Source organism: Catellatospora tritici, assembly GCF_019083965.1.
GTDB lineage: Bacteria > Actinomycetota > Actinomycetes > Mycobacteriales > Micromonosporaceae > Catellatospora > Catellatospora tritici.
The window spans coordinates 474,986-499,004 of sequence record NZ_JAHRCY010000001.1; the positions used below are offsets into that span (position 1 = coordinate 474,986).

At 72.1% G+C, this 24,019-nt stretch carries 17 protein-coding genes; 5 read left to right on the plus strand and 12 right to left on the minus strand.

Annotated features, from left to right (window positions below):
• Positions 1–59 precede the first annotated feature (59 nt).
• Both ddaH and rocD read left to right on the plus strand, forming a co-directional pair.
• Positions 60–869 carry a dimethylargininase gene (ddaH, locus tag KUA19_RS02120; protein WP_217394263.1) on the plus strand — a complete coding sequence of 270 codons (810 nt, stop codon included), beginning with the start codon at positions 60–62 and terminating at the stop codon, positions 867–869.
• Complete coding sequence (rocD, locus tag KUA19_RS02125) at positions 866–2,086, plus strand: ornithine--oxo-acid transaminase (RefSeq protein WP_217394265.1); 1,221 nt, start codon at positions 866–868, stop codon at positions 2,084–2,086. Before ddaH ends, rocD begins: the two co-directional genes overlap by 4 nt.
• A gap of 492 nt (positions 2,087–2,578) precedes the next feature.
• Here the strand turns inward: rocD and KUA19_RS02130 are convergent, their stop codons facing one another.
• From KUA19_RS02130 to KUA19_RS02155, 6 genes are all read right to left on the minus strand, one after another.
• Positions 2,579–3,640 (minus strand): FHA domain-containing protein, encoded by a 1,062-nt coding sequence (locus tag KUA19_RS02130; RefSeq protein WP_217394267.1) that lies wholly within the window; start codon positions 3,638–3,640, stop codon positions 2,579–2,581.
• A gap of 53 nt (positions 3,641–3,693) precedes the next feature.
• A complete protein-coding gene (locus tag KUA19_RS02135; protein WP_217394269.1) occupies positions 3,694–4,152 on the minus strand; it encodes an SHOCT domain-containing protein in 459 nt (152 codons plus the stop codon).
• A 77-nt stretch (positions 4,153–4,229) separates the two neighbouring features.
• Positions 4,230–7,979, minus strand: a complete 3,750-nt coding sequence (locus KUA19_RS02140; protein ID WP_217394271.1) for an SCO7613 C-terminal domain-containing membrane protein — start codon at positions 7,977–7,979, stop codon at positions 4,230–4,232.
• A 74-nt stretch (positions 7,980–8,053) separates the two neighbouring features.
• Positions 8,054–9,394, minus strand: coding sequence for a hypothetical protein (locus KUA19_RS02145; RefSeq protein WP_217394273.1), 1,341 nt, complete (start codon positions 9,392–9,394; stop codon positions 8,054–8,056).
• Positions 9,394–9,810 (minus strand): SHOCT domain-containing protein, encoded by a 417-nt coding sequence (locus KUA19_RS02150; RefSeq protein WP_217394275.1) that lies wholly within the window; start codon positions 9,808–9,810, stop codon positions 9,394–9,396. The genes KUA19_RS02145 and KUA19_RS02150 overlap by 1 nt, the downstream gene beginning before the upstream one ends.
• A 1-nt stretch (position 9,811) precedes the next feature.
• Entirely contained in the window at positions 9,812–10,240 is a 429-nt protein-coding gene (locus tag KUA19_RS02155) for a DUF6325 family protein (RefSeq protein WP_217394277.1), read from the minus strand.
• A 105-nt stretch (positions 10,241–10,345) separates the two neighbouring features.
• On the opposite strand from KUA19_RS02155, the gene KUA19_RS02160 reads away from it, so the two are divergent.
• On the plus strand, positions 10,346–10,948 hold the full coding sequence (locus KUA19_RS02160) for an HdeD family acid-resistance protein (RefSeq protein ID WP_217394279.1): 603 nt from the start codon (positions 10,346–10,348) through the stop codon (positions 10,946–10,948).
• Positions 10,949–10,986: 38 nt separating this feature from the next.
• On the opposite strand, the gene KUA19_RS02165 is transcribed toward KUA19_RS02160, so the two are convergent.
• Positions 10,987–11,811 carry a patatin-like phospholipase family protein gene (locus KUA19_RS02165; RefSeq protein ID WP_217394281.1) on the minus strand — a complete coding sequence of 275 codons (825 nt, stop codon included), beginning with the start codon at positions 11,809–11,811 and terminating at the stop codon, positions 10,987–10,989.
• Between the two features lie 77 nt (positions 11,812–11,888).
• Positions 11,889–14,510, minus strand: coding sequence for a chitinase C-terminal domain-containing protein (locus tag KUA19_RS02170; RefSeq protein WP_217394283.1), 2,622 nt, complete (start codon positions 14,508–14,510; stop codon positions 11,889–11,891).
• A gap of 229 nt (positions 14,511–14,739) precedes the next feature.
• Between KUA19_RS02170 and KUA19_RS02175 the strand changes: the two genes are divergently transcribed.
• A complete protein-coding gene (locus KUA19_RS02175) occupies positions 14,740–15,090 on the plus strand; it encodes an effector-associated constant component EACC1 (RefSeq protein WP_217394285.1) in 351 nt (116 codons plus the stop codon).
• Between the two features lie 216 nt (positions 15,091–15,306).
• Here the strand turns inward: KUA19_RS02175 and KUA19_RS02180 are convergent, their stop codons facing one another.
• Positions 15,307–16,773: a sensor histidine kinase gene (locus KUA19_RS02180; protein WP_217394287.1), complete on the minus strand. Its 1,467-nt coding sequence runs from the start codon at positions 16,771–16,773 to the stop codon at positions 15,307–15,309.
• Positions 16,770–17,483: a response regulator transcription factor gene (locus KUA19_RS02185; protein WP_217394289.1), complete on the minus strand. Its 714-nt coding sequence runs from the start codon at positions 17,481–17,483 to the stop codon at positions 16,770–16,772. The genes KUA19_RS02180 and KUA19_RS02185 overlap by 4 nt, the downstream gene beginning before the upstream one ends.
• 364 nt (positions 17,484–17,847) lie before the next feature.
• Here KUA19_RS02185 and KUA19_RS02190 point away from each other — a divergent pair, with 364 nt between their 5' ends.
• Positions 17,848–21,063, plus strand: a complete 3,216-nt coding sequence (locus KUA19_RS02190) for an efflux RND transporter permease subunit (RefSeq protein WP_217394291.1) — start codon at positions 17,848–17,850, stop codon at positions 21,061–21,063.
• A 163-nt stretch (positions 21,064–21,226) separates the two neighbouring features.
• Here KUA19_RS02190 and KUA19_RS02195 read toward each other — a convergent pair whose 3' ends face one another.
• Both KUA19_RS02195 and KUA19_RS02200 read right to left on the minus strand, forming a co-directional pair.
• A complete protein-coding gene (locus tag KUA19_RS02195; RefSeq protein ID WP_217394293.1) occupies positions 21,227–23,143 on the minus strand; it encodes a TolB-like translocation protein in 1,917 nt (638 codons plus the stop codon).
• 124 nt (positions 23,144–23,267) lie between these two features.
• A complete protein-coding gene (locus KUA19_RS02200; protein ID WP_217394295.1) occupies positions 23,268–23,930 on the minus strand; it encodes a hypothetical protein in 663 nt (220 codons plus the stop codon).
• Between the last annotated feature and the right edge of the window lie 89 nt (positions 23,931–24,019).

Sequence of the window (24,019 nt, forward strand, 5' to 3'; positions counted from 1 at the left end):
AGGTCACGCGCATGGTCGAACAATGGTTGTCGCAGCTGTCGGGCCCTTAGCGTTGAGGCATGCAGAAGCGCTTTCTGATGTGCCGGCCCACCCACTTCGCCGTCACCTACAAGATCAACCCGTGGATGGACCCCGCCGCTCCGTACGACACCACCCTGGCCATCAGCCAGTGGGAGAGCCTCAAGGCCACGTACGAGAACCTCGGCCACCAGATCGAGCTCATCGAGCCGGTTCCCGGCCTGCCCGACATGGTCTTCGCCGCCAACGGCGGCACCGTGATCGACGGTCGGATGTTCACCGCCCAGTTCCGCCACGCCGAGCGTGCCGACGAGGGCCCGGCCTACCGTGACTGGTTCGACCGGTCCGGCTACGAGGTCCACGACGCCAAGCACGTCAACGAGGGCGAGGGCGACATCCTGCTCGCCGGGGAGTACGTCCTGGCCGGTACGGGCTTCCGCACCGCGCACGCCTCGCACGCGGAGGTGCAGGAGATCTTCGGCCGCCCCGTGATCACGCTGCAGCTGGTGGACCCGCGCTTCTACCACCTGGACACCGCGCTGTGCGTACTGTCGACCGGCGCCGACGGCAAGCCGGCCAACATCGCGTACCTGCCGGAGGCTTTTTCTCCGGGCAGCCAGGCGGTGTTGCGTCAGCTCTACCCGAACGCCGTGCTCGCTAATATCGAGGATGCCGAGGTGCTCGGCCTCAACGCGGTCAGCGACGGGCACAACGTCGTGCTGCCCGTACAGGCCCCGCACCTGGCGGAGGAACTGCGCAAGGCTGGTTACGAGCCGATCGGGGTGGACGTCTCCGAGCTGCGCCTGGCCGGCGGTGGACCCAAGTGCTGCACCCTGGAGTTGCGGTCATGAACTCGATCGTCGATAGCCGTACCCCGTCGGCAGTGGCCGACGCCGAGCGCTGGACGGCGCACAACTACCACCCGCTGCCAGTGGTGATCTCCGAGGCCCAGGGGGCCTGGGTCACCGACATCGACGGCAGGCGGTTCCTGGACTTCCTGTCCGGATACTCGGCGCTGAACTTCGGCCACCGGCACCCGAAGCTGATCGCCGCCGCGCACGCGCAGCTGGACCGGCTCACGCTGACCAGCCGCGCGTTCATCCACGACCAGTTCGCGGAGTTCTGCCACCGGCTGGCCGACCTCACCGGGCAGGAGCTGGTGCTGCCGATGAACACCGGCGCCGAGGCGGTGGAGACCGCGATCAAGGTGGCCCGCAAGTGGGGTTACCAGGTCAAGGGCGTGCCGGACGGGCAAGCGAAGATCATCGTGGCGGCGGACAACTTCCACGGCCGTACCACCACGATCATCAGCTTCTCCACCGACGACGACGCGCGGGCGGACTTCGGGCCGTACACGCCGGGGTTCCAGATCGTGCCCTACGGCGACCTGACCGCGCTGGCCGACGCCGTCGACGACTTCACCGTCGCGGTGCTGCTGGAGCCGATCCAGGGCGAGGCGGGCGTGCTGGTGCCGCCGGACGGCTACCTGCGCGGCGTGCGCGAGCTGTGCGACCGCCGCAACGTGCTGTTCCTGGCCGACGAGATCCAGAGCGGCCTGGGCCGGACCGGCATGACGTTCGCCGTCGACCACGAGGGCGTCCGCCCCGATATGCACATCATGGGCAAGGCGCTGGGCGGCGGCATCGTGCCGGTGTCGGCCGTGGCGGCCAGCCGCGAGGTGCTGGGGGTGCTCAAGCCGGGCGAGCACGGCTCGACCTTCGGCGGCAACCCGCTGAGCTGCGCGGTCGCCATCGAGGTGATCAAGCTGCTGGAGACCGGTGAGTTCCAGCGCCGCTCGGCCGAGCTGGGCGGGCTGCTGCACGAGCAGCTGCGGGCGCTGATCGGCCGGGGCGTGACCGCGGTGCGCGGGCGCGGCCTGTGGGCCGGGGTCGACATCGACCCGTCCATCATGAGTGGTCGCGAGGCGTCCGAGAAGCTCATGGCGCGCGGCATGCTGGCCAAGGACACCCACGGCGTGACGGTACGGCTCGCGCCGCCGCTGGTGATCGAGGAGGACGAGATCCGCTGGGCGGTCCGGCAGCTCGCCGAGGTCATCGGCGCCGCCTGACACCCCACCAGCCACCAGCCACCAGCCACCAGCCACCACGGATCGCTGCCCGCGTTCACGATCGCCGCTTACGGCGCTCCGGCTCGGCCCGGAGAGTGACCGCAGGCAGCGATCTTGCAACTCCAGCCGTTGGCATGATCTCCGTCAGTGGCCAGAAGGTCGGATTCGGCCGCAGACGACGCCCGGAAACTGACCGAAGACCGTGATCATGGCGCGCCCGTCTCGCCATGATCACGGTCTTCGGTCAGAGAGTCGGCCCAACCCCGCTGTTCTGACCGACCACAGCGATCAACCCAGCATTCGCCAAGCCCTTCCCACCCACCCACCAGCCACCGCCACCGCCACCGCCGGCCGACCAGCGGCAGGGCCGCCCAGCGGCCAGCCCACGGGGAGAAGTGACCGGTAAGTCGAGCAGCGGCCAGCGGCCGTTAAGAAGGGCACCTTCTACCTCGCAAAGCGATGAGAAGGTGCCCTTCCTTACGTCTGTGAGCGCTAGAAGGAGGGGGTGTTGGGGCGGAAGGCCATCGTCGGCGCCTCGCCGAGCACCGACGCCGAGTCAACAGGTCGGCTGCTCGCCAACGCCCCCAGCCGCCCGATCTCCACCCCCGGAAACAACTCCACGATGTCGGAGACGCCCAACTGCCGCGAAGCCCCCCGACTGAGCTGAAGCTCCCCGTCGGCGGCGCCACCAAGCCGCACCAACGTCCCGTTCATGCTCAGATCCGTGATCGAGATCCCGGTCTGGGTCAGCGCGACCGACACGTGCGCCCGGCTGACCTTGGCCCGCGCGTCCTCGTTCAGCCACGGCCCCAGCTGCACCCCGGTCTGCCCCTGACCACCGTCGGGCGCGCGGCCGACCACGACCGGTCCGGCCGCGGTCACCACGAACCGGGTACGGATCACGCCGTCGATGCGCACCGCGAGCACCTGCTGCGGCGGGCGCGGTCCGGCGTCGCCGAGCGGCGCGTCGTGGCGGGCGCAGACCGGTTGGCCGTTGCGCAGCCGGGGCACGGGCTGGCCGCTGCCGCGCCGAGCCGGGCCGAAGCTGCCGCACTCCGGGTCGGGGCAGTGCCACCAGCGGGCGGTCAGTTGGCGACCGACCGGCGACGGGCCGCTCGGGGCCGGGCCGCGCGGCTGCAGCACCGCGCCGCCCGCGCCGGGCAGCGGCGACCACACCGCGGGCAGCGCCCGGGAGATGATCGGCAGGCCGGTGAGCTCGGAGATCTCCATGACGCGCGGGGCGGCGCCGACGGCGACCTCGACGGTGCCGTCGTCGGCCCAGCGGCGCATGACCATGCGCTCGTTGGAGGTCAGGTCCTGGTTCGACAGCAGCGACTTGTCGACCACGCAGTACGCCGAGACGTGCTCCTCGCCGACCTGGCGGGCCAGCGCGTCGACCACCATGCCCAGCCGCACCAGGTTGGCCGGACGGCCACCGTCCAGGTCGGCGCAGTAGATCAACTCAGCCACGTCGAGGACTCCGGCGGCCAGGGCCGGGTCGGTGCCCAGCCGCCGCTCGATCGCATCCAGTACGTGGCTGACCTCGAACCTCATGACCACAGACCCTAGGTTCGCGGCGCGACCTGCCGCAACCCGCAAACGGATCGTCAGGCGCCACTCGGCGCTGTCGGCTTTGCGCCAGCGGCCGAGGTCGCGGTGCTGGTAGCGGTCCCAGGTGCCGTGGGCGTGGCGGGCGTCACTGCCTTGGCGGCATCGAGCACCCGCGCTTTCTCGGTGGCGAACTCGGCGTCGGTCAGCTTGCCCCGGTCGTGCAGGTCGGCGAGCATGCTGAGCTGCTGGGCGGTGTCGGTCGGCGCGTACTTCTGCACGAAGTCGCGGCTGGCCTGGTCCATCGCCTGCCGTTCCTGCGGGGTGGCGCCCGGCCTGCGGAAGATCAGGTAGATCAGGGTGCCGAAGAACGGCGCCAGGATCACCACGACGATCCACAGGGCCTTGAGCCAGCCGCTGAGGTCGTCGCGGCGGAAGATGTCCACCACGGCGAACGCCCAGATCAGCAGCAGCGGGATGAAGATCAGCAACAGCCAGAAGACATCCCAGAAGTCCATGTTGCCCCCTTTATGTGGATACCTCCTCACATTCTGGCAAGACGGGGACGGCTGGACAGTCGGTTCAACGAAGTACGTCAGCGCATTCGGCCCAGGGCGCCGCGCAGGCGGGCCATGTCGCGGCGCCGCCGCTCGTACGTGATCGCCAGCGCGAGCAGCACCGCGCCGCCGACCGCGATCGGCACCCAGCTCGGCACCAGTCGCGCCACCAGCACCAGTTCGTGCGCGGCCAGCACCAGCAGCACGCCACCGCCGAGCACCACCGGCGCCTGCCAACGGCGCAGCGACCCGAACACCACCACGGCCAGCGCGCCCGCGCCGAGCAGCAGCCGCCGCGTCACCGACTCGCCGGTCAACGCCCCGGCCAGGCTGGGCAGCAGCCCCGCGACCAGCGCGGGACCGGCGAACAGCCAGCTCGACAGCTCCGGCCGGGTCCGCGCCGCGTACAGGCCGACAGCCAGGGCCAGCAGCGCCACCGGCAGCGTGTACGCCTCCACCGTGCCCACGCCCGCCGAGCGCAGCAGCAGGCACCAGGCGACCGACTCCAGCAACGCCGCCAGCGCCGCCCGGGGCACCCGCTGGGCGGCCGGTGCCGCCAGCACGGTCAGCCCCAGGGCCACGCCCCACAGCGCCAGCACCGCCGCGCTCGGGCGCGCCGCGCCCTGGCACAGCGTCAGTGCCACCAGCGCCGCCGAGTGCGCCGCCGCCTCGACCGCGACCCGCTGGGCCCGCACCCGGGGCAGGTAGGCCAGACCGAGCAGCAGCGCCGCCACGGCGAGCACCAGGTAGCCGGTCACTTCGGTGGACAGGTCCGCCGCCCGGCCGACCGCGTACGCGAGCAGCACCTTCGCGCCCGCCCCGGCCAGCCAGCCCGCGGTGCGGATCGGGGCGGTACGCCCACCGAAGGCGGCCACCCCGAACGCGACGGTCAGCACCGCCAGCGCCGCGATGGTGGACCACTTCTGCGGCATCGCCCCGGCCAGCCCGAGCCCCGCCAGCAGCACGCCGTACGCGGCGGCGGTGGCGGTCAGGGCGCCGAGGCGGCGCAGCGCGACGGCCACCAGCAGGCCGGTGCCGAGCAGCAGTTGCAGGGCCGCGATGACCGGCCACGGGGCGGGCCAGGCGGCCAGCGCCGCGAACACGGCGACCAGGCCGACGAGCCCGCCGAGGATCAGCCCGTACCGGCGGCCGGCGCGGTCGAACCAGGCCGCGGCGGCCGGGGCGTAGAGAGCCAGTGCCAGCACCGACGTCCAGGTCACCGGGGCCAGCGGGTCGGGGCTGAGCCCGGCACCCGCCGGGGTGCCGGTCCAGATCGCGTCGAACCAGCCCAGCGGGGCCACGAAGATCGCATGCAGGGTGGCGCCGCACTGGACCAGGCCGCCCACGAACACCACCGCGGGCACCCAGCGCACCCAGGACTGCCGCGCCAGCAGCCAGATCGCGGACAGCGCCAGCACGCAGAGCGCGGTGTAGACCTCGGCGGGTTCGGCGGCCGGGAGACCGAACGGCAGCGCCCACAGCGCCCCGACCAGCCCACCGACCACGGCGTACGTACGCAGCGGGCGCAGCAGGTAGACCCAGAGCGGGCTGAGCAGCGCCACGACCAGCATCGCGCGGCGTCCGGACAGGTCGCTCGCGCCCGCGGCGACCACGGTGGCGTGCACCGCGGGCGGGAGCAGGGCGATGGCCAGCGCCGCGCCGACCCCACCGACCGCCGTCGAGGCCTGCGGCAACACCCGGAGCGCGGCCGAGGCGAGCGCACCGAGCAGGACCACGCCGATCAGCGCCACCGCCGAGCGCATCGGTGCACCGCCACCGGCCGCCAGCGCGTGCGCGCCGAGCAGTAGCGCCGCGACGCCCCAGGCCACCGCGCCGGGTGCGGCCGCCCGCCACGGCGCCGCCGGGGCGGGCGGCAGCGGGCCGCTGGGCACCGTGCCACCGCCGAGCAGCGCGGCCCCGGCCGGGGTGCTGAAGCCGGTGAGCATGATGCGCTCGCCGGTGGCCGCGTCACGCTCGTCGCCGGGTGGGGTGGCCGGTCGCGTGTCCGCACCCGCCTCGGTACGGCCGACCGGCGCCATCGCGGGCAGGTCGGCCGGATCGGCGTGCGGTCGGGCGAGCAGGGCCAGGAGCACGGCGGCCGTGGCCGCGACCAGGTCGACGGCGACGGCGGCCCACGGGGTGAGCGCGGGGTGGCCGGGCAGGGCCAGGGCCAGCAGCGGCAGCGCGGGGACCAGGGTCCACTGGCGTAGCACGCCGGAGCCGGCCTGACCGGCGAGCAGCCAGGCGGCCGCGGTGACCAGCAGCAGTGACAGCGGCAGCTGCCAGGCGTATCCACCGGCGTAGGCCACCGGGTGGGCGTCCCACCAGGGCAGCGCGTCGCCCAACGAGTAGATCCCGATCAGCAGGGCCCAGCCCGCCGCGCACGCCGCGGGCACGGCCAGCGCGAGCGCCGCGCCGACGCGTGCCCCGGTGGCGGCGGCCGGTTCCCGTCTGCCGAGCACGCCGCGCGCCGCCAGCGCCAGCACCACGATCAGGCCCGCGGCAGCCGTCAACAGCAGCAGCCACTGCCGCGGCCACTGCTCCAGACCCGGCCGGGCCAGCGCGGCGGCCAGCGCCACCGCGAGCACGCCCGCCGCGACGGCACGGCGATAGGCCGTCCCACCCGCTGCCGGTGCGGCTCCCGGCACCGTCGCGAGCGGGGCGGCGGCGGGCGCGTAGGCGACCGGCCCGGCGGTCGGATCGGCGACCGGCCCGGCGGTCGGATCAGGCAGCCAGAGCCAGGTCGCCAGGATCGCGACGACCGCCAGCAGCGCTCCCGAGCCCCGTACGGCCGCACCAAGGTCTCCGGCCAGCAGCCAGGCACCCAGCGCCAGCAGCAGGGCCACAGCCAGGGCGGCACCGGCGGCGAGCGCGGCGAGCACCCGCCACGTGGTCGCCACGCCGGACCGGTCCCGCCAGGTCCGCCGCAGCAGCAGGTCGCCGAGGGCCACCGCCGCGAAGAGCAGCGCCCAGCCGTCGGCGCCGAGCTCGGTCGGCACGAACAGCAGCGGCAGCGCGGGCTGCGCGGCGAGCAGGGCGCCGAAGCGGGTCGCGGCTGTGCCGACGATCCGGGTGTACGCGAACCCGACCGCGCTCGTCACCGCCGCCACCGTGCCCGCGTACGCGGCGCCGTGCCAGTGCTCGGCGATGCCGCCGAGGTCGACGTACCAGATGGCGTAGCCGTCCAACAGGACCAGCAGCAGGCCCAGGGCGGCGAAGGTCTCCGCGGTGGCGGTGAGTCCGCGGCGACGCACCAGCGGCGGCACCGCCAGCACGGCCAGGGTCACCACGCCCAGGATGACCGCGCGCCCGACCACGTCGAAGGCGGCCCAGGCCACAGCGGTGAAGACGATCGCGGCGATGCCGAGCAGCAGCCCGCCGAGCACGAACAGCAGGTTCTGCACCGTCTTGGTGCTGGCCTCGGGCCGCCCGCCCGGACCGCTCGGCGCCGCGGGCTGGACCGGCCACGACGGACCGCCCGGCACGGTGGGGCCGCCGGACCCGGTGGCGGAGACGGTGGCGGGGGCGGTGACCTGCGCGCGCTGGGTCATCACCGCGAGGTGCTGACCGCGCTGGCGGGCCACGGCGGTGCGTACCGCGGTGGCGTGCAGCTCACGCTGTCGGCGGGCGAGGGTCAGCTCGGCGGCGAGGCCCTCGTACGCCGCGCGCGCCTGCTCGACTCGCGGGACCAGGTCGGCGATGCGGTGGTCGTACGCGATGACCTCGGCGGCGTCCCGGTCCGGGGCGCGTCCGCAGCCGGGGCATGGGCCCGCCAGCGTCGCGGACACGCCGCACATGGGACACGGATACTCCGACGCCTCACTCATGGGGGCCAGCATGCCGCAGCGGCGCCAGTCCCGGATCACCCGCTCGGGTCGGGTAGCCGACGCGCGAGCGTCAGCAGCAGGGTGACGGCGGCGCCCACGGCGAACACCCAGATCGCCGTCGCCGGGGACGGGCGGGCCAGCAGCCACCACGCCAGCAGCAGCCCGACCAGCACCGCGAGCGGTGCGAAGAACCGCCGCACGAACCGTCCCACGTGCCGGGCGGCGGGCTCGTCGCCCATCGGCTCGGCGACCCGGTCCAGTCCCTTGTTGACCAGGCCCCGCAGGCGTCGCGCCACCGGTGACGGCCCGGCCAGCACCGTCCACACCGCGCCGAGCAGCAGCACCAGCAGCACGGTGCCCAGCGCGTAGAGCAGGCTGCGCACGACCGTGTCGTACACGTCGAGGGTCACCGAGCGGTCGAAGCCGCGGGCCACCGCCTGCTGCGCGGCCCGGTCCCGGGCCACCTGGTTGGCCGCCAGCGCGACGCCCACCATCAACGCGCTGAGCAGCAGGCCCATCAGCAGGCCACGCCGATGGTTCGGCGCCGCCCACACGGCCAGGCCGAGCAGCAGCAGCGCCAGGATCGGCACCCAGGTCGCGCTCATCTGCAGCAGTCGTACGTACTTCTGGATGGTGGGCAACTGCTCGACTTCCGCCACCGGGTACGGGATGGACATGTCGGGGATGTGGGCGGCCAGGGTGAACCCCCGGTCGACCAGGTTCTGCCGGGCCAGTGCCAGCACCGGGCCGAGGTCGAGCACGATGGTGGCGTCCTCGGCGTGCACGTACCGGCCGTCCTGACCCGTGAGGATGTTGGCCAGCCCCTGGTGCCCGGCCCGGTTGATCTGTATCCAGACCGTGGCGAACTGCGGCGAGTGGACCACGTCGGTCACGATCCGGTGCACCTGGCCGGTCAGCCAGTTGGTGATGGCGGGCGTGGCCAGGTCGATGATGGACTGGGCCCGGGGCAGCCCGACCGCGTTGGCGAGATCACCGGCCAGCTGCTGGATGGGCAGTCGGGCCATCACCTCGTGCGTCACCCGCTCGATGACGGCGGACTGCACCTGCGGGTCCTCGGCCAGCGGCGCGACCGTCTCGACGTACTTGTCGGTGTCGAGCAGCTGCGCCCGTGCGAACCGGGCCAGCACGGACCCGGTGACCAGGGTCGCGGCCAGCACCGCGAGCACGAACGCGAGCACCCAGCGCAGCCCGCGCACGGCCTGCCCGCCCCGGCTGGGCGGCGCCACGGTCGGCGGCAGTGGCTCGGTGGGCCGCCGGTCGGCGACCGTGTCGTGCGCCTCGCTCGGGTCGACCGACACGACGCGGGGTTCCTCGGGCTCGCCGGGCTCGGGCTGGGTCAGGACGCGGGGTGCCATCACAACCCCAGCAGCCTGGACTTGGCCGCGGCGAACTCGGCGTCGGTGAGTGCCCCGGCCGCGTGCAGGTCGGCCAGCTGCCTGAGCTGTGTCGTCTGGTCGCTCGGGGCGGCTGTCCGACCCGCGTCGGCGGCGGGGGTGCCCGTGGCCGTCGACCGCGCGCCGGGTGCCGGCGGGGCCGAGGCGGGTGCCCCGACGCCAGGAGTGATGGTGTCCGACGGCGGGGCGACGGTGGCCCGTTGCGCCGCCACGGCCTGCTGGGCGGCGCGCTGTTGGGCGGCTTCCTGCCGCTCGCGCTGCTGCCGTCCACTGACGGCCCCGGCAGTCGCCGTCGCCGTTCCCGCCACCACCGCCGTCCGGGCCGCCGTGCCGAGCAGCCCCGGCCGCCGCCGGGTCACCGGGGGTCGTCGCAGCATGTCAGCCTCCTTCGCTCGCCGCCTCGATCGCGTCGACGACCGGGCCGGGGATCCGTTCGGTGAACACCACCGCGCCGCCCGCCTCGGCGATCGCGGTGCGCATGCTGCGCAGCCACAGGTGCTCGAAGAGCAGCACCAACGCGGTCGCGCCCGGCGTGATCGATTCGCCGAGATCCTGCACGTCCTGTTCGGAGATGAGCCCGTCGACGGCCTGGATGTCCGGGTCGAGCGCCTCGAAGTCGGGGTCGCCCTCGTACTCGCCCAGTTCGTGGGCGGTGACGGTGCCGTCGGGCGCACGGGTCACCACGACCATGTCGATGACGCGCACGATCTCCTGGTCGACCAGGCGGTGCAGCTCGGGCGCGAGTGCTCGGCCGGGCACCTTCTCCGGGAACTCGATGACGACGAACTCCAGCGGGCCCCGCTTCATCGCCGCCTCCTCCGTCAGCCGCCGTCGCTACCTGAGGCTACTAGTACGAATCGGAGAAAATCTCAAATAGAGGAAATCTGCGACATTGCGAGATATCTTCGCAGCATGGTCGACCCGTACGGTGACGCGGCGCTGGAGTCCGCCGCGCTGCACTCCTTCAAGCGGATGGCGCTGGTGGGCGGCATTCTCTCCATCGCCATGGGACTGGTGCTCCTGTTCTTCCCCGAGAGCACCCTGGCGGTCATCGCCGCCCTCATCGGCGTACTGCTGATCGTCGTCGGCATCTTCCGGATAGCCGAAGCCTTCACGAGCAAAGACGCGCGGGGCTGGCACCGCGCCCTGATCGGCGTCATGGGGGTGCTGTTCATCCTGGTCGGCATCCTGTGCCTGAACCACCTCGCCGGTACGGTCAAGTTCCTGGCGCTGCTGCTCGGCCTGGCCTGGATCATCAGCGGCATCGCCGAGATCGTGGCCGGGTTCGCGCGCCGCCACGGGGGCTGGGCACGGGTGGGCACGATCCTGATGGGCCTGCTCGGCGTGATCGCGGGTCTGATCGTGCTGTTCTGGCCCTCGATCACGCTGGCCGTGATCGTCTGGATCACCGGCCTGTGGCTGGTCGCACTCGGCATCATCCAGCTCATCCTGGCCTTCACCTCGGGCCGCGCCGCCAAGAAGATTGAAGCCACCGGCCCCCCGCGCATCGCCTGACCCGCCCCGCAGAACGCGGACCCCGCCCGGCCCTGTGGTCAGCGGCCGACGGCGGCGAGGTAGTCGCGGGACGCGGCGTACGCCTCGCTCACCCGACGGCCGATCGCGGCCACATCCCGGTACGCCCACGGGCTCTCGTCGGCCCCGGCACCACCCGGCAGCACGTGCACCCGGACCCCGTCCGGCACGGCGGCCAGTTCGCGGGAGAAACGGACCCGGCGGGCGATCTCCATGGAGACGCTGGTCGCCTCCCACGGGCGCTGCGGCGGCTCCAGCGGGCGCTCCAGGCGGCCCACCTGCAGCATGAACACCTCGTCGGCGCCGAGCCGGATCGCCTCGGTGATCGGGTACGACACCAGCCCGCCGTCCAGGAAATGCTCCCCGTCGATCTCCACCGGCGGCAGCACGCCGGGCAGCGCCGCGGCGGCCAGCACGGCGGGCACGACCCGACCCCGGTCGAACCAGTGCGCGTCGGCGCGTTCGATGTTGGCCGCGCACAGGTGCAGCGGCACGGGCAGGTCGGCGAAGGTGGTCTCGGACCGGATGGTGCGCTCCAGCAGCCGTTGCAGCGGCGCGGGCGAATGCAGGTGGGCACGGGTGGCCAGGCGGCGCAGCTGGCGCGGCACCGAGTCGCCGTACACCTCGCTGATCTCCGGGGTGGCCCACAGCCGCACCAGCCGGTCGATCACCTCGGGCGCGGGCTCGGCCGCGACCATGGCCGCGTTGATCGCGCCGATGGACAGGCCGACGACCAGGTCCGGTCGGATGCCGCCACGGAACAGCGCGCGCAGCATGCCGACCTCGACGGCGCCGAGCACCCCGCCGCCACCCAGCACGAACGCGACCTTCCCCACGTCCGCCATCATGCATGATCCTGGCGTCCCCCGAGCTGTCGACGCAGCTCAGAGGACGCCAGGATCACAGTGTCGCGGTCAGCCGATCACAGCTTCAGCCACAGCGCGGGCACGTTCGGCGGCTCCCAGCCGACGATCGAGGTGTGCGGCTGGCGGCACTGGTACGTCGCGCCGCCGTAGGTGACCTTGGCACCGGTCGCGTACGCCACGTTCGGTGCCCACGCCGGGATGGTCCCGGGCGAGGTCGACGGGCTCGGCGACGGGGACGCGCTGGGCGACGTCGACGGGCTCGGCGAGGCCGACCGACTCGGCGACGGGCTCGGGCTGGGCGAGGCCGACGGCGAGACCGACACCGAGGGCGACGGCGACGGGGTGCCGCCGGCGCAGGCGCCGAGGTCCACCCAGACCGAGGCGACGCCGGGGGTCTCCCCCTGGGTCCACCACTGCGCCCGCCACGCGTGCCCGTTGTAGGACACCCGGTTGCCGCCGGTGTACACCTGCGTGCTCACCCAGGCCGGGTCGGTGCAGGTGCCGGGCGGGGTGCTCGGCGAGGCCGAGGCCGACGGGCCGACCGAGGTCGACGGCGACGCGGTCGGGGCCACGCCGCCCCGGCCGTAGTTCACGGCCAGGCTGTAGGTCTGGCCGCCGAAGGTGAGCGTGTAGTTCGACGGGCTGGTGATCGGGAGCACGTAGTTCAGCGTGACCTCGACGTTCGCGCCCGGCGCGATCGTCTGCCAGCTCGGCAAAGTCAGCTTCACGTGGTGGAAGTCGCCCTTGAGACCGCCGATGTTGTTGCCGGTGTGGCCCGCGGTGACCGTCATGGTCCAGCCGGACTGCTGGCTCATCGTGCCCGGCGCCGAGGTGCCGTAGTCGAAGTCCAGCGTCGCGCCGCCCGGGATGGTGGTGCCCGAGTTGTTGGTCAGCCGCAGCTTCGGGTTGATCGGGTAGTTCGAGTCGCCCAGGGCGAACCCGTTGAGCGTCACGTCCACGTCCAGCGTCTGCGTCGGCAGCGCCGTGTTGGACTTGCTCGCGCCGTACGGCGAGGCGGCGGCGAACTTCGCGGCGATCGTGTTGGTGAGCGTGTTGCCCATCTGGTACTCACCGGCGGTGGAGTTGAAGGCGTAGTCGCCGGCCAGCTCCCAGATCATGATGCCGCCGATGCCCTTGTTCACCACGTAGTCGGCCTTGGCCCCGATGGACTGCTCGTCCTCGGTGGACAAGAACACCTTCTTGGTCGCGTTCCACAGCCACGGCGCGGCCAGCGCCGCCGAGTAGTTGCGGACGTAGGTGCCGGTCAGGTTGTCGGCCGGGTCGGTGGCCGGGGTCAGGCCGTACGCGGCGCGGTAGGAACCGGCGATGCCGTTCTCCAGGTTCTTCGCGTGCCACATCGGGTTGGAGCCGGCCGGTTCCTCGTTGCCCGAGGTGTCCAGGTCGTGCCACAGGTTGTCGATGCCGATGGCGCCGTTGCCGCAGGGACTCTGCGTGCCGACCGGACAGTTCGCGCTCTTGGGCGCGGTGCCCCACAGACCGTTGGTGCCGCCGGTGACGCCCTGGAAACCGCGCGTGTAGTACGGCACGCCGACGTTGATGCGCCCGCTCTGCACCGCACCGCGGTAGTAGTGGTACGCCCAGTCGGTGTTGAGGTAGCCGATGTTGGAGTAGGCGCTGTAGACGCCGCCCGCGGTCAGCTCGTTGTCGGCACCGTCGTCGAACAGGGACGCGTTCGGGCCGACGTACTGGTTCCAGGCGCCGTGCAGGTCATACGACATGATGTTGATGTAGTCGAGGTACTGGGTGGCCTGGTAGGCCTCCATGCCCCGCAGCAGCCAGCCGGAGGCGGGCGCGGCCACGGTCACCATGTAGTACTTGCTGTCGGCGGCCGCCGCGGTGTCCAGCTTGGTGCGCAGCGTCTTCATCAGCGTCTGGAACGAGGCGTTGAGCCCGGCCCGGCGCGCGTTGGCCTGCGTGAAGTCCATCGGGTTGCCCGCGTCCTTGTTGGACGTGGCGTACTCGTAGTCGATGTCGACGCCGTCGAAACCGTACTGGCGCAGGAACGCCACCACCGAGTCGGCGAAGGCGTTGATGCCCGCCGTGTTGATCGAGCCGTCGGCGTTGGTGGTCATCCGGTAGAAGCCGCCGGAGTCGATGTGCTGGCCCGCGTCGTCGAAGAAGCCGCCGGTCTCGGCCCAGCCACCGACGCTGATCAGCGTCTTGACGTCCGGGTACTGCTTCTTGAACTTGTTGAGCAGGTTGAAGTGGCCGGTGTACGAGTACGCCGGGTCCATCTCCGCCCCGGCCACGCCCGGCCAGGTCATGTTGGTGGAGGCGTTGTTCGCCGCGGTCGGGGTGCCGATGGAGATCTTGTTGGCCCCGTCGACGTGCGCGAACGCGTAGTTGATGTGGGTGATCTTCGTCCACGGGATCTGGTTCACCAGGTAGGCGGGGGCGCCGTTCTTGCCCGTACGCCAGTTGGTGAAGTAGCCGATGATCCGGCGCGGGTGACCGGTGCCCATGGCCTCGCGGCCGGTGGTGTCGTAGACGTCGCAGTAGGGGACGGTGACGCCGGGCGTCCGGTACAGACCGTCCGGGCGGCATGCTTCCTGGTCGACCGCCGAGTTGGCGGTGCCGGCGAACGCGACCGCGAACGCGGTGGCGGCCAGGCCGGTCGCCGCGGCGACGAGCAGGTTGAGGAGCGGCTTGCGTTGCATTCTCACCCTCCTGGGGGCGAAGCAGAACCACGGAACTAGGCGGGGCGGCAAACTCTGTTAGTAAAGTTTGCTAAAAATTAGACCCGTGACCCATGTCACGCAAGAGGCGGTGGCTGATCTTTAACCGAGCGTTAAGGTACGGCGAACCGATCGTGGACCAACCTGTCGTAGCCAGGCCCCGACCGTTCATTCGTCCCATGTGCAGGGTGCGAGGGATATCGTTCCGGCCATGACCCTGCGTGTTCAGCTCAGCGGCGACAGTGACCAGTTGCTCACCCTCGAAAGCGCGCTGCGCGGCGACTCCGAGCTGCGCGGCACCCGGGTGCAGCGCATCGACGTGCCGCCCGCCCCCGGTGAGCTGGGCCCGGTGACCGACGCGCTGCAATGGGTCTCCGACAACGGCGAACTGCTGAGCGCGCTGGCCGGAGCGCTGACCGCCTGGCTGTCCCAACGGCGTACCACGGTCACGGTCAAGATCGGCGACCGCGAGGTCGTCGTCGACTCGACCAAGGTGCGCGACCCGGAGGCGTTGGCCCTGCAGGTCCTGCTTGCGCTGGAGGGCGACGGCACCGCTGTATGAACGCTGCACCGACCGGGCCCGACCCTGCCAGCGCTCGCCCACGCCGATCGCCCACGCCGATCGAGGCTGCAGTTTCGGGGAAAGTGCACGAATTCGCGCCAAGATTCGCCCGCTTTCCCCGACACTGCAGTGATCATGACGCAGATGACGCCCTGCATCATGGGCTGGACCTGCTCCTGGTTCAGCGTGGTGCGGGCGGACCCGGGTGCGGCGAGGTCAGGCGAGGGGGAGGCGGACGGCGAACGTCGCGCCGCCGCCCGGGGTGGGGGCGTACGCGATGGTGCCGCCGTGTCCGGTGACCAGGGAGGTCACGATGGACAGGCCGAGGCCGGAACCCGCGGCCGGGGACCGGTCGTGGTCCCTGGCGCGGGCGGGATCGACCCGGTAGAAGCGTTCGAAGACCCGTTCGGCGTGCTCGGGGGCCAGGCCCGGCCCCTGGTCGACCACGTCCAGGACGGCTCGGTCGTCCTCGGTGCCGACCCGGACCGTGACCGGGGTGCCGGGCGGGGTGTGGATCAGCGCGTTGCCCAGCAGGTTGGTCAGCACCTGGCGCAGCCGGTCCTCGTCGCCGAGCACCACCGGCGCCTCGCCGTCGAGCAGTTCGAGGCGCACCGGCCGGGTCGGTTCGCGCAGCTGGGCCGACTCGATCGCGTCGGCGGCGATGGGCACCAGGTCGACCGGTTCGCTGCGCAGCGGCCGCTGCTCGTCCAGCCGGGCCAGCAGCAGCAGGTCCTCGACCAGCAGGCCCATCCGGGTCGCCTCGGTCTCGATCCGTGCCAGCAGCGCCGACACCTCGGCCGGGTCGGTGACCACCCCGTGCCGGTGCAACTCGGCCAGGCCTCGGATGCCCGCGAGCGGGGTGCGCAGTTCGTGTGAGGCGTCGCCGACGAACCGGCGCAGGCGCGCCTCGGACTCGGTCCGCTCCCCGAACGAGCTCTCGATCTGGGCCAGCATCGTGTTGAGGGTGCGGGACAGCCGCCCGATCTCGGTACGCGGCGCGGCCTGCAGCGGCACCCGGCGGGACAGGTCTCCCCCGGCGATGATCTCCTCGGCGGTCTGCTCGACCTCGGTCAGCGGCCGCAGTCCCATCCGGATCACGTACACGCCGAGCACGGTGGCCAGGCCGAGCACGACCAGGGTCACCACGATCTCGATGCCGCCGAGGCGGCCCATGGTCCGGGCGACGCCGGTGAGGTCGTACGCGATGACGACGCTGCCGTTGCCGTCGGCCCGCGCGGTGACCAGGACCTGGTAGCCGGGGTGGTGCCGTTCGGCGGCGTTGTGGGCGAAGAACGGCTTGTCGGCGTGCAGCGCCACCCCGGCCCGGTCGAGCACCGGCAGTTCGGGGGCGCCCCGCTGACCAGGCCCCTTCAGCCCCTTGACCTCCCCGCCGTCGTTGTCGCGGAACGACAGTACGTACGCGTCGAACAGGGCTTTGCCCTTGGAGTTGGACAGCCGGGAGAACTCCTCGTCGCTGACCTCGCCGGGCTCGGTCTGGGACATGGCCTGGCCGGTGAGGTACAGCTGCTCGTTGACCCGTTCGATGAGGTACATGCGCAGCAGCGCGACGCTGGTGATGTCGGCGACCACGAAACCCGCGGCGACCAGCGCCAGCACTCCGGCCAGCAGCCGGGCTCGCAGCGACCAGCGTTTGGGCCGTTTCAGGGTGGCGACCAGTCTCACGAGCGGGGCAGCCGCAGCGAGTAGCCGAAGCCGCGCAGCGTGTGGATGAGCGGCGGGTCGACGGTGTCGACCTTGCGGCGCAGCAGCGAGATGTACGACTCGACGATCCGCGCGTCGCCGCCGAAGTCGTAACGCCACACGTGGTCGAGGATCTGCGCCTTGCTGACCACCCGGTCGGCGTTGGTGAGCAGGTAGTGCAGCAGCTTGAACTCGGTCGGGCTGAGCCGGACCAGCTTGCCCGCCCGGCGCACGTCGTGGGTCTCCTCGTCGAGCTCCAGGTCGGCGAAGCGCAGGGTGGAGTCGTCGCTGGGCAGTGCCGCCCCGGCGTAGGTGCGACGCAGCACGGCGCGGATGCGGGCGACGACCTCTTCGAGGCTGAACGGCTTGGTCACGTAGTCGTCGCCGCCCACGGTCAACCCGGTGATCTTGTCTTGGACACCGTCGCGGGCGGTCAGGAACAGCACCGGCACGTGGGCGCCGGAGGCGCGCAGGCGGCGTACCACCTCGAAGCCGTCGCAGTCGGGCAGCATCACGTCGAGGACCAGCAGCTCGGGTTTGAACTCGGCGGCCACGGCCAGTGCCTGGGCGCCGGTGGCCGCGGTACGCACGTCGAAGCCGACGAACCGCAGGCTGGCCGAGAGCAGCGACACGATCGTCGGCTCGTCGTCGACCACGAGCAGCCTGCGCTGCTCACCCTGCTCCGGCTTCATGCCGCGCTCCCGTCGTCGGTTGTCGCGCCAGTGTGCCCGACCTGTCCCCACGGTTGCCTGTACGCGACCCGAATAAATGCTGAAAGTCACCGCCCGTTGTGCCCAGGATCTCCCGACTTGCCGGGCACACGGGCGTATCTTGGGGGCCAATTCCCCCAGTTGCCCGGGCAACTTGGCGGATCTTGGACGGTGGGCCGCGCGGCGGGTGCGGAGTGACCGAGAGCACTGCGGGCTTTCGGCTGGCTTTCAGCTTCGGTTCAGGGTTCGTGCGAGTTGACCTGGTTGACTGCGGCTGAACTCGGACGACCCTCCCCTGGGTCGACCTCCCCCGCTCACCGCTGCACCCTCCCCCTGGAGTCGAGAGATGTCGTTCCTGACCAGGCTGAGCCTCGCCAGTCGCGGTCTCGTAGCACTGATCACCGTGGCGATCCTCGGTGTCGGCGCGTACGTGCTACCGCAACTGCGCCAGCAGATGTTCCCGGACATCCAGTTCCCGAACGTCTCGGTGCTCGCCGCGTACCCCGGCGCCACCCCGGAGATCGTCGAAAGCCAGGTCACCATCCCGATCGAGCAGGCGGTCGCGGGCGTCGACGGGGCCACCGGCGTCACCTCGGTCTCGCGCAACGGCTCGGCCACCGTCGCCATCACGTTCGACTTCGGCGTCGACGTGGACAAGGTCGAGGGCGACATCCAGCAGGCGCTCAGCCGCATCAGCAGCCGCCTGCCCGCCAACGTCGAGCCGACCGTCTTCGCGGGCTCGACCGACGACTTCCCGGTGGTCCAGCTCGCCGCCAGCGGCGCGGGCGGCGACGACCAGGAGCTCGCGCGGCGGCTGCGGGCCGTGGTGCTCCCGGCCCTGAACAACATCGACGGCGTACGCGAGGCGACCCTGTCCGGTGCCCGCGACCCGCAGGTCACCATCAACCTCGACCCGGTCAAGCTGGCCCAGCGCGGGCTGAGCGCGCAGTCGGTCACCACCGCGCTCACCGCCAACGGCATCAGCATGCCCGGTGGCGTGATCAGCGACGGCGGCCTCAGCTACTCCGTCGCCGTCGGCGGCCGCTTCACCACCCTGGCCCAGCTCGGCGACCTGTACCTGACCCCGGCCGCGGGCGCCCCCGCCGCCGCGCGTCCCACCACGCCGACCCCGCCCGGCATCAAGCCCGCCGCGCCCAAGCCGCTGACGCAGCTCAAGGACGTCGCCACGCTGGCCTCCGCCCCGGCCGCGGCCACCCAGCTGACCCGCACCAACGGCAAGCCCAGCCTGGGCGTCGGCGTCACCGCCAAGCCCGGCGCGAACGCCGTCGAGATCTCGCACGCGGTCAACGACAAGCTGCCCGAGCTCGCCGCGCAGCTGGGCACCGGTGGCGCGCTGCAGGTCGTGTTCGACCAGGCGCCTGAGGTCGAGCGCTCGGTCAGCAGCCTCACCACCGAGGGCGCGCTGGGCCTGGCCTTCGCCGTACTGGTGATCCTGGTGTTCCTGCTGTCGGTCCGCTCGACGCTGGTCACCGCGGTCTCGATCCCGGTCAGCGTGGTCATCGCGCTGATCGCCCTGTGGACCGGCGACTACTCGCTCAACCTGTTCACCCTGGGTGGTCTCACCATCGCCATCGGCCGCGTCGTCGACGACTCGATCGTGGTCCTGGAGAACATCAAACGCCACCTGGAGTACGGCGAGCCGAAGAAGGAGGCCATCCTCACCGCGGTGAAGGAGGTGTCCGGCGCGGTCACCGCCTCGACGCTGACCACGGTCGCGGTGTTCCTGCCGGTGGCGCTGGTCGGCGGATTCGTCGGGCAGCTGTTCGGCCCGTTCGGCCTGACCGTGACCGCGGCGCTGCTCGCATCGCTGCTGGTGTCGCTGACCATCGTGCCGGTGCTGGCGTACTGGTTCCTCAAGTCGCCGCAGGGCACCGCCGAGGAGCTGGCCGAGATCCGGGAGAAGGCCGAGGCCAAGGAGCTGCGCAGCCCGCTGCAGCGGGTGTACGTCCCGGTGCTGCGCTGGACGCTGGGCCACCGCGCCGTCACCCTGGTGCTCGCGGCGATCATCTTCTTCGGCACGGTCGGCCTGGCCAGCCGCATCGAGACCAGCTTCATCGGCAGCTCGGGCAACTCGTTCTCGATCACCCAGCAGATGCCGACCGGCACTGATCTGGCCGCCACCGACGCGGCGGCCAAGCGGGTCGAGCAGGTGCTCGACAGCACCGAGGGCATCAAGTCGTACCAGGTGACCATCGGCGGCGGCGGCAACATGTTCGGTGGCAGCGCTCCGGACACCACCAAGGCCCGGTTCCAGGTCACCTCGGAGGCTGAGGTCGACCAGGCCAAGCTCACCGAGACGCTGCGCGACAAGATCGACGCGCTGGACGACGCGGCTGTCGGCGAGGTCGTGGTCGGCGCGGTGCAGGGCGGCCTCGGCTCGTCCAACATCGAGGTGTCGGTCAACGCGGCCGACGACGCCACGCTGCGCCAGGCGGCCCAGCAGATCAAGGACGCGATGTCGCAGCTCGACGGGCTGACCGACCTCGACAGCGACCTGTCGGCCAGCACCCCGCAGGTGCAGGTCGCCCTGGACCGCCCCGCCGCGGCGCGGGTGGGCCTCACCGATGCGGCCGTCGGCCAGCTCGTCAACCAGGCCTTCCGTGGCACGACGGTGACCCGCGCGGTCATCGACGGCATCGAGCAGCCGGTGATCCTGCGTACCGGCGCCGCCCCGGCCGACCTGGCCGCGCTGCGCGCGCTGCCGATCGGCGGCGGGCTGCGGCTGGACGACGTCGCCGACGTGACCACGGTCGCCGGTCCGAGCCAGATCAACCGCGTGGAGCAGGTCCGCACCGCCAAGGTGTCCGGCGCGCCCACCGCCGAGGCGCTCGGCACGCTCGGCAAGAACCTGGAGGAGAAGCTCAAGGCACTCGACCTGCCGGAGGGCGCTACCTACAAGATCGGTGGCGTGCTGGAGAACCAGCAGTCGGCCATGGGTGACCTGTTCCTGGCCATGGGCGTCGCGGTCGCGCTGGTCTTCATCGTGATGATCGGTACGTTCCGGGGCCTGGCCCAGCCGATGGTGCTGCTGGTGTCGATCCCGTTCGCGGCGACCGGCGCGCTGCTCTCGCTGCTGGTCACCGGTCAGCCGATGGGCCTGGCCGCCATGATCGGCATGCTGATGCTGGTCGGCATCGTGGTCACCAACGCGATCGTGCTGCTCGACCTGATCAACCAGTACCGCGAGCAGGGCATGTCGATCCGCGACTCGATCATCGAGGGCGGTCGGCGCCGCCTGCGGCCGATCCTGATGACCGCCGCGGCGACCATCTTCGCGCTGCTGCCGATGTCGCTGGGGCTCACCGAGTCGTCGGCGTTCATCTCGCAGCCGCTCGCGGTGGTGGTGATCGGCGGTCTGGTCAGCTCGACGCTGCTGACCCTGGTGCTGGTGCCGGTCGGGTACTCGCTGGTCGAGGGCCTCAAGCAGCGGACGCGCAACCGCCGGAACAAGCGTGCGCAGCCGGTCGTGGCGCAGCCCGCGGCGGCCCCGGTCGCCGCGCCGCGCCACGCCGCCGCCGACGCGGAGCCCGCGCTGAGCTGACGCACTGCCGCAGTTCTCTGCCCGCCCCGGGGCCGCCTCCCCGGGGCGGGCAGTTCCGTCTCCGAGCGGAGAAACGTGCTCCGAGCGGAGAAACGTGGATCGGGTGCCGCGAAGGCGACCCGGTCCACGTTTCTCAGATCCCGAGCATGGGCGCGGGGTCGGCTCAGGACTTCGCGGCGCCCAGCGGGCCGCTGATCCGGCTGCCGACCGTGTCCAGGACTGTCTGCGGGAACGCGTCGGCACCGCCGAGCACCCAGACCTCATTGATCCCGGCCGACGACGCGCCGAGCCAGTCGCCCAGTGGTGCGGGCAGGCCCGACGGGTCGATAGCCAGCACCGGCCGGGCCTGCGACTGGCCGGCGGCGACGGCGAACGCGACCGGGTCGCCGCTGGAGACCAGGATCGGGCGCTGCGCGAAGCCGGCGTACCGGTCGAGCAGCAGCACCGCCGTGGCGGCGTCGTCGGCACCGCGCAGCTCTGTCGCCTTCAGCTTCGTGGGCTTGGCCGGCCAGGCGGCCAGCGCGTCGACCGCGGTGCCAACCGCGACCACCTTCGCGTCCGGGCCCAGCCGCGCCAGGAACGCCGCGGTCGGCTCGGGCATCTTCGTCCCGTCGGTCAGCAGCACCCTCGCCCCGTAGTACGAGCCGGTGTAGGCCACCCCGAGCGAGGTCGGGTCGGTCACCGAGATCAGCAGGACCTCGGACGCGTACTGCGGGTCGCCGGCGAACCCGGGGGACGCCGCGAGGGTGAACCGGTCCGCCGCGGACACTCGGTCCACTTCGAAGCCGAGAGTCTTGAGCCGGTTGAGCACGGCATCGGAGATCGCCGACTGGTCGCCGACGACGTGGGCGAGCGGGCTGCCGCCCTCCTTCGGGTGGATCGCCCCGAAGACGCGCTTGATCTCAGCCTCGACCTTGGGGTCCAGGCTCGCGGCGCCGGTCAGCAGGAACGTCGAGCGCCCCCCGCCCGCCAACCACGCCGCGGTCAGCGCCAGCTCCGGCTTGTCCGCCGGGGCGAGCACCAGTTCGGCGGCGCGTTTGCACTCGCACGCGATGTACGGCTCCCGCTGCGTCGCCCAGGCCGCCTGCGACGCCGCCAGCGCGGTGGCCACAGGGTCGCCGGTGGCCAGACGCGTCACCCGGTCGGTCACCCCGCCGAGGAAGGTGGGCACACCGGTGATCTCCGACAGCTTCGTCGCCGGATTCTCCTTGGCACCCTTGGCCACCTGGGCGGCGACCGACTCGACCCCGGACGCGGTGGTGTAGGCGACGCTCTGGCCGTCGGGGGTCCAGACCAGGTGCGTGGGCGTGGCGGCGCCGAAGGTGATCTGTGTCGGCTTTGCCTTGTCCCTGGTCTCGATGACGTTGACCTGCCCGTTGGCGCCGACGAAGGCCACGTGGGCGCCGTCGGGCGCCAGCACGGGCTCGGTGCCGTCGGTCAGCTTCATGCCGAACGGCTCGCGCTGGTTGAAGTCGATCACCCAGACCTCGCCGCCCTTGGCCCCCTTGTGCTGGAAGGCCAGGTCGGCGGCGTCGCTGTCGACCGCGCTGGCGCTGGCCCGCGAGTTCCCGGTCTCCGCGGTGTCCGGAGCGAGGTTGGTCGGGAGCTCGCGCTGGTGGTCGTACTGCAGGCCGCCGTTGCCCAGGACGGAGACGAGGCGGTCTGTGCCGCCGGAGGTCTCGGTGAACGAGATCTCGACGCCCGCCGCGATCCAGGCCGGACGGCTGCGGCGCACCCCCGCCTTCGCCTTGGTCAGCTTCGTCAGACCCGTGCCGTCCGGCCGGGCCGAGGCGATGTCTCCGTCACCGTCGACGAAGGCCACCCGGCTGCCGTCGGGCGACCACGCCGCGTCGGTGACCTTCGTGGGAAAGACGACCGGCTTGCCGCCGATCTGGACCGTCTCGGTGCCGTTCGAGACCAGCAGCGCGCCCACCTTGTACGGCACGGCTCCCGCCGGCGCCGCGCCGGGCTCCGGGCCGGCCGACGGCGATTCCTTCGGACCGCACCCCGCCACCAGAGCGAACGAGGCCGCGATGACCGCGGCCCGCACCGCCCGGTCACGTCCGATCATTGCCCGCATGGGTTCCTCTTCCTGTGATCGTTTACCCGTGGGCAGCGTAGGTGAGAACCCTTCAAAGGAAGTCGAACGGGGCGGGCCGACACTCCAAACACACTCAAACGACCAGGGTCGATGACCTGTGCGCTCAGCGGGCCGCACCCCGCAGCAGCTCGCCGCACCACTGCTCGGCGGCCGCCTCGTCGGTGCCGAGGTACGCGGGCGCGGGCCCGGCCGGACCCGGCTCGGCCGCGATCGCCGCACGCAGCTCGTCGAGCTGCTCGGTGCCGGCGGTGTGCGGGCGGAACCCACCCGGCCCGCTGAAGCGGAACAGCACCGTCCCCTGCTGGATCCGGAACGCGTAGTCGGCGAAGCCGACCACGGCGCCGCCGCCGGTGCTGCGATCGCCCCGACTGGCCGCCAACGTGGGGGTGACCGCGGCATGCCCGCGGCGCGCGGTGGGATGGGCGAGGTAGGGGCAGGTCACGGCGGCGTACAGCATGCAGGTGCGGTGGCCGGGCGCTTCGGCGGTGGCGGCCGCGTTGGCGTACCCGTCCGGCTCGGCCAGCGCCGCGGTGATCGCGTCGGCCTCGGGTCCGGCCACGACCCGCCACACCGGACCGGGCGCCATGGTCAGCCCGCAGATGGAGCAGCGGCGCTCGACGGCGCAGATGTACGTGCGGGCGATGCCCGTAGTGGCGAACCTCGGCTGTGCCCCGTCCCAGGGCGTGATCGCCGGGACCGGGTAGCCCCGCTCGTCGCGGGGTCGGGCGGCCACGGCGAGCGGCATCGGGATGTCGGACACGCGCACCGGGGCTTTGTACGGTCCCGGCCGGTCACGCGTCAAGCCCGAGCCCGGACGCGGAACGGCGGGCGAGCATGGCCAACCCCGATGGCCGT

Coding starts and splice junctions, on each gene's coding strand:
- ddaH (WP_217394263.1), top strand. CDS start 60: ATGCAGAAGCGCTTTCTGATGTGCCGGCCCACCCACTTCGCCGTCACC.
- rocD (WP_217394265.1), top strand. CDS start 866: ATGAACTCGATCGTCGATAGCCGTACCCCGTCGGCAGTGGCCGACGCC.
- KUA19_RS02130 (WP_217394267.1), bottom strand. CDS start 3,640: ATGAGGTTCGAGGTCAGCCACGTACTGGATGCGATCGAGCGGCGGCTG.
- KUA19_RS02135 (WP_217394269.1), bottom strand. CDS start 4,152: ATGGACTTCTGGGATGTCTTCTGGCTGTTGCTGATCTTCATCCCGCTG.
- KUA19_RS02145 (WP_217394273.1), bottom strand. CDS start 9,394: ATGGCACCCCGCGTCCTGACCCAGCCCGAGCCCGGCGAGCCCGAGGAA.
- KUA19_RS02150 (WP_217394275.1), bottom strand. CDS start 9,810: ATGCTGCGACGACCCCCGGTGACCCGGCGGCGGCCGGGGCTGCTCGGC.
- KUA19_RS02155 (WP_217394277.1), bottom strand. CDS start 10,240: ATGAAGCGGGGCCCGCTGGAGTTCGTCGTCATCGAGTTCCCGGAGAAG.
- KUA19_RS02160 (WP_217394279.1), top strand. CDS start 10,346: ATGGTCGACCCGTACGGTGACGCGGCGCTGGAGTCCGCCGCGCTGCAC.
- KUA19_RS02165 (WP_217394281.1), bottom strand. CDS start 11,811: ATGGCGGACGTGGGGAAGGTCGCGTTCGTGCTGGGTGGCGGCGGGGTG.
- KUA19_RS02170 (WP_217394283.1), bottom strand. CDS start 14,510: ATGCAACGCAAGCCGCTCCTCAACCTGCTCGTCGCCGCGGCGACCGGC.
- KUA19_RS02175 (WP_217394285.1), top strand. CDS start 14,740: ATGACCCTGCGTGTTCAGCTCAGCGGCGACAGTGACCAGTTGCTCACC.
- KUA19_RS02185 (WP_217394289.1), bottom strand. CDS start 17,483: ATGAAGCCGGAGCAGGGTGAGCAGCGCAGGCTGCTCGTGGTCGACGAC.
- KUA19_RS02190 (WP_217394291.1), top strand. CDS start 17,848: ATGTCGTTCCTGACCAGGCTGAGCCTCGCCAGTCGCGGTCTCGTAGCA.
- KUA19_RS02195 (WP_217394293.1), bottom strand. CDS start 23,143: ATGCGGGCAATGATCGGACGTGACCGGGCGGTGCGGGCCGCGGTCATC.